The sequence below is a fragment of the Nocardia sp. NPDC058497 genome (assembly GCF_042720195.1).
Classification (GTDB): domain Bacteria; phylum Actinomycetota; class Actinomycetes; order Mycobacteriales; family Mycobacteriaceae; genus Nocardia.
Map to the genome: position 1 here is coordinate 1 of NZ_JBHXMY010000027.1, position 4,890 is coordinate 4,890.

The following is a 4,890-nucleotide window of genomic DNA, read 5'->3' on the forward strand; positions in this document are numbered from 1 at the left end:
AGCGGACCCTGCTCGTCGCGAGCAGGGACCGTGCTCACCGCATCGACAGCGGGGGCGTCTTCGGGAACTGGACCGGCAGTCCGGCCAGCGCCCGGTGGAAAGGCCCCGGCCGCCAGACCAATTCGTTCGCAGGCACCGCCAGTTCGAGTTCGGGCAGCGCGTCGAGCAGCTGATCGATCGCCTCCTGCGCGATCAGGTAGGCGGGGGACTTGGCCGGGCAGCCGTGCGGGCCGGTGCTCCACGCCAGATGCGCCCGGTTGTCCAGGAAGTCACCGCTGCCGATCGCCGGATCGTTGTTGCACGCGGCCATGCTGATGACGACCGGCTGATGAGCGGGCAGCCACACGTCGTCGACGAGGATCGGCTGGCGCGGGTAGGTGGTGCAGAAGTTGGCCATCGGCGGATCGGTGTAGAGCACCTCGTCGAGCGCGTCGCGGGTGGACAGGCTGCCACCGAGCAGGCTGCCCGCGAATCGCTGATCGGTGAGCATCAGCCGGATCGTGTTGAGGACCAGATTGAGCATCGGCTCGATCCCCGCGCCGTACATGGTCAGCAGCTGGTTCATCAGCTCTTCGTCGTTGAGCTGCTGCGGATGCTGGACCAGCCGGGTGGTGATGTCGTCGCCCGGCGCGGTCTGCTTGAGTCGGACCAGGTCGTAGAGGGCGTCTTCCAGCATCTGCGCACCCTGGACCGCGGTGTCGCCGCCCTCGAACATCTGCGCCATCCCGGTGGCGACCCGCCCGCCGATCTCCTCGGGCACACCCAGCATGGCGTTGATCGTCGCGAAGATGACGGGAAAGGCATACTGGCTCAACAGATCCGCGGTGCCGTCGGTGCAGAACGTGTTGATCACCGGCATCGCGATCTGCTCCACCGTGCGATGCAGGCGGTACAGATCCACGCCGGCCAGCCCGGCGACGGTGACCTGGCGGTACCGGACATGCTCGGTGCCGCTGGTCCGAATGGCGTTGGGGCGGTAGCACATCATCGGCCGCACCGGGCAGTCCGCGGGAATGTCACGCTGCCACATGCGCGGATCGGCGGGGAAATGGTCGGGATCGTTGAGGATCTGCACCGCGGTGCGATAGCCGATCACCAGGGTGGCGGGGACACCGGGCACCAGGTCGACGGGAACCAGCGAGCCGTAGCGATCCCGCATGGTGCGGTAGGCGCTCTGCGGGTCGGCGGCGAATTCCTCTGAGTAGAGCGGTACCCGGTCCTGGCCGCCGCGCGAATCCGGCGACACCGGGCCTCGGGTGGGGTCGGGGTAGAGCGAGGCTTCGAGTTGCACAGCGTGTTGTCCTCTCGGTGGAACAAGATCGTCGGCGGAACCCCCCAGCGGACTTCAGGACGGTGAGCGATCACCGCGTCTCGGCGCCGTCCCCAGCTCGCGCCCCACCCGCGCCGCGAGTTCGTTCATCCGGTGGGCGACGAGGGCGAGATCGACATCGCTGCTCGTCGCGACGCCGAGCTGGGTGCCCGCGCCCGCGGCGGTGATCAGGATCATGCCGTCGTCGTACTCGGTCATGTTCTGGCGCACCGGGTTTCCCGGCCCGCCGCAGAACTCGCCGAGCGCCTTACCCAGCGACCGCAGTCCCGACGCGGCGGCCGCGAACCGCTCGGCCTCGTCACGGGTGATTCCGGGGGAGTGCGCGACGCGTAACCCGTCGTCGGACAGCAGGACCGAGAAGCGGACGCCGTCCAGCTCGAGATCGTCGAGTAACCACGCCAGGCGGTTGGTGCTGTCTGCGATCGGCATGCTCATCGGATGTTCTGCCCTTCCGTCGATTGCTCGGCCGCGGCGCGACCGTGTCGGGAACCGCTGTGCCAGGCGGCGACCAGTTCGGGCCTGCCCGGCGTCTCAGCGGTGTTGGCGCGGTCGTCGAGCGGGGCGACCGCGCGGCGCCTGCGCTTGGGAAGTCCGCCCATGGTTCTGGCGTAGTCGTCGGCCTCCGGTTCGGGAGCCTTCGCGGCGGTCACCACGGCAGGTGGCCGGTGCTTCCCGGTGGTCGCGGAGTCTTCCGTCGCGACGGAAACCGGTCTGCGAGGAGCGGTTTCGGGGATGTCGAAGTCGATCCGGCGCGCGTCGGCGGCGCTGACCAGCAGGGCGGCGGGGATGAAGACCATGGCCCTGGTGCCGCCGTAGATATTGGGTCCGTCGACATAGGCGGCGAAGCCGTAGCGGCGGGCGAGCGCGGCGACGCCGGGAAACCCGACCCGGGGCGACGGACCGAGCGAGTTGATGTCGACGGCGCGCTCGCCCGACAGCACCTGCCGGGCTTCCTCCATCTGTTCCTGGCTCATCCGCACGCCCGCGTCGTCGATGATCAGGGTGACGCCGTGGTGACCCTCCTGGAAGGTGATGTCGACGAACGACGACGGCGGCGAATAGCGCAGCGCGTTGTCGAGCAGCGTCGCCACGGTGTGCACCAGCGGCTCGACCGCCCGGCTGACGATGACCTGATCGCAGTTGCCCGCCCGGATCCGCAGATAGTCGCGCACCCGGCTGGTTGCGCCACCGACCACCTCGGTGACGGTCTGCTGCGGCCAGCGCCTGCCGGGCAGGCCACCGGAGACGATGACGTAGGACTGTGCCTGCCGGATCATCTGCTGCACGGTGTGGTCGATGCGGCTCAGGATCGCGTAGACCTCGTCGTTGCGGTTCTCCCGCAACGCGTTACTGACCACCTGCCCGACATCGGCGCCGAGACTGACCACGGTTGTGCCGAACGCTCGGACGGCGCTGTTGGTCGCCGCGCGCGCGTCGGCGGCGACCTGGGCTCGCGCCGCGGCCTCCGCCGTCTCGACCTGCACCGCGATCCGCTCCTCGGCGAGTCGCTCCTCGGCGACGGCGGTTTCGTGTTGCACCTGACGCAGGTCGTCGGCGTGCGCGACCGCGATCCTGGCCAGCTTCTGCGCGAAGGACGAATCCTGCAACAGGGCAGGCACTTCGGCCGTGACCACCGGCTCGCTGTGGTGGCGCACGGCGTCGGTGATCCGCGGCAAGGTCAGTTCGACGAGCCGTGTCATCGACTCCTCATGGGCGTAGAGCTCGCGCTCCGCCACATCCAGGCGAGTGCGGACCCGGCGCTCGTTACGCAGCGCGAGAACCGCTACCGTCACCGCGCCGAGCAACACCAGAGTTGCGAGACCGAACAAGAACACCGCGAGTGTCGGAGTCATCGGTTCCTTTGTCGTCACCGACCGAAGAGCCCAGGTGGCCGGAACCCCGCCGGGCCGTCCGGCGAGCCGCGTCGCCGACGGGCGAGACGGATCCTGCCCGATCTCGCGTACCCTGTGCTTCCGGCGATCCCGCACACCCTAGCAGTGCATCGTTGCGCTCCTGAAATATATTGGTGGGACCAGGTATTCACCCCACCGGCCAGAGCGGGAGCCGCAGCGCAGCGGGGGCGGCGGCGGGCACGACGGGAGGCCGGGGCGCGACCGGTGCGGACCCGCCGCGTCGCGGACAAGCTCGGCGCCACACCGGTACAGCGTGCCGATGCTGACGCCTTCATGCCGTGCTTCTTGTGTTTGCCCGAATAGTAAGGTCGGGTGCCGCACCTCGTGCCCACTGCGACAGATCGCCAACGCGTCGGCTTGCTGACCATCAGACCCCGTCTCGCTGACGAGCGTCCAACGATTATCGGCGCCACACTCGCGACAACGAATTGTCTGGCCAATCCATGTCATTCGACCAAGCGCGACCTCGGCCGCAGCGGAACTGGGCGCGCGCATGCAGACATCCTTTCTGCGCCAACACTTTTGAGGATCGCAACCGACATCAGGAGGCAACCAAGTCTCAGCGCCCACGGCTCACTCGAAGCGATGGGCCTGCTCCGCGGCGGCGGTATCCCGCTGCCTACAGTGCAGGCATGACGCCTGATCTGGATCCCTCCACAGTTGTCGTGCACGCCGGCCGGCCCGCTCGGGTCCCGGATGCGCCGATGGGTGGGTCACCCGTCTTCGCCTCGACCTACGTCGCGGGTGGCGACATGGGCTACGGTCGCTACGGCAACGACGCCTGGACGGCACTCGAGGAGACCCTCGGCGCTTTGGAAGGCGGACGCTGCCTGAGCTTCGCCGCGGGGATGGCGGCCGCCGCCGCGATCTGCGACCTCGTACCGGTCGGTGGTCGCGTTGTAGCGCCGCAGCACGCCTACAGCGGAGTACTGGCCCTGCTGGACCAGCAAGCGGCAACGGGACGGCTCACTGTCGACCGAGTGAGTGTTGTCGACACTGCAGCAGTGTCAGCCGCAGTAGCCGGTGCAGACCTGCTGTGGATCGAGTCGCCGACCAACCCGGCCATGGAGGTCGCAGCCCTCCCAGGACTCGCAGCAGCAGGCCGTACTGCGGGCGCCACGGTTGTCGTGGACAACACCTTTGCCACACCACTCCTGCAGCAGCCGCTGTCCATGGGCGCCGACATCGTGCTGCACTCGGCGACCAAGTTCATCGCGGGCCACTCGGACGTAGTACTCGGTGCTGTCATCACCAACTCGGATGAGCAGTGGTCGGCCCTGGAGTTGCGCCGGAGAAGTCTGGGCGCGATCCCTGGCCCGATGGAGGCCTGGCTGGCCCTCCGCGGCCTCCGCACGCTCGCACTGCGACTGGAGCGAGCCCAGTCGAACGCTGCGTTCCTGGCAGCGCGACTGCTCGAGCACCCACGCGTGAGCCGAGTCCGCTACCCCGGTCTGCCCGAGGACCCGGGCCACGCCCGAGCAGCCACTCAGATGTCCGGCTTCGGCGCCATCCTCGCCTTCGAACTCGGCGGCGACGCGGCCGCCGCCCAACACGTCTGCGAAAGCACCAACCTCTGGGTCCACGCCACCAGCCTCGGGGGGGGGGGGGGCCGGCGCGGACACCGCCCCCCCGCGCCCCCCCAACCAC

General features: G+C 68.9%; 4 protein-coding genes. 1 reads left to right on the top strand and 3 read right to left on the bottom strand.

Going from position 1 to position 4,890, the window contains the following annotated elements; all coding sequences use genetic code 11:
* Positions 1 to 34: 34 nt before the first annotated feature.
* The 3 genes from ACFWPJ_RS03635 to ACFWPJ_RS03645 all read right to left on the bottom strand — a co-directional run bounded on the left by ACFWPJ_RS03635 (position 35) and on the right by ACFWPJ_RS03645 (position 3,183).
* A complete protein-coding gene (locus tag ACFWPJ_RS03635; RefSeq protein WP_378846722.1) occupies positions 35 to 1,246 on the bottom strand; it encodes a cytochrome P450 in 1,212 nt (403 codons plus the stop codon).
* 99 nt (positions 1,247 to 1,345) lie between these two features.
* The gene (locus tag ACFWPJ_RS03640) at positions 1,346 to 1,765 is read right to left on the bottom strand and encodes a roadblock/LC7 domain-containing protein (RefSeq protein ID WP_378846667.1); all 420 of its coding nucleotides are present in this window, start codon (positions 1,763 to 1,765) and stop codon (positions 1,346 to 1,348) included.
* The gene (locus ACFWPJ_RS03645) at positions 1,762 to 3,183 is read right to left on the bottom strand and encodes an ATP-binding protein (RefSeq protein WP_378846670.1); all 1,422 of its coding nucleotides are present in this window, start codon (positions 3,181 to 3,183) and stop codon (positions 1,762 to 1,764) included. The genes ACFWPJ_RS03640 and ACFWPJ_RS03645 overlap by 4 nt, the downstream gene beginning before the upstream one ends.
* A 692-nt stretch (positions 3,184 to 3,875) precedes the next feature.
* On the opposite strand from ACFWPJ_RS03645, the gene ACFWPJ_RS03650 reads away from it, so the two are divergent.
* The coding region (locus ACFWPJ_RS03650; RefSeq protein ID WP_378846673.1) for a trans-sulfuration enzyme family protein at positions 3,876 to 4,890 on the top strand (1,015 nt) is incomplete at its 3' end.

What these genes read in the sequence shown, in the direction of transcription:
- ACFWPJ_RS03640 (WP_378846667.1), bottom strand. Translation starts at nt 1,765, where the DNA reads ATGAGCATGCCGATCGCAGACAGCACCAACCGCCTGGCGTGGTTACTC.
- ACFWPJ_RS03645 (WP_378846670.1), bottom strand. Translation starts at nt 3,183, where the DNA reads ATGACTCCGACACTCGCGGTGTTCTTGTTCGGTCTCGCAACTCTGGTG.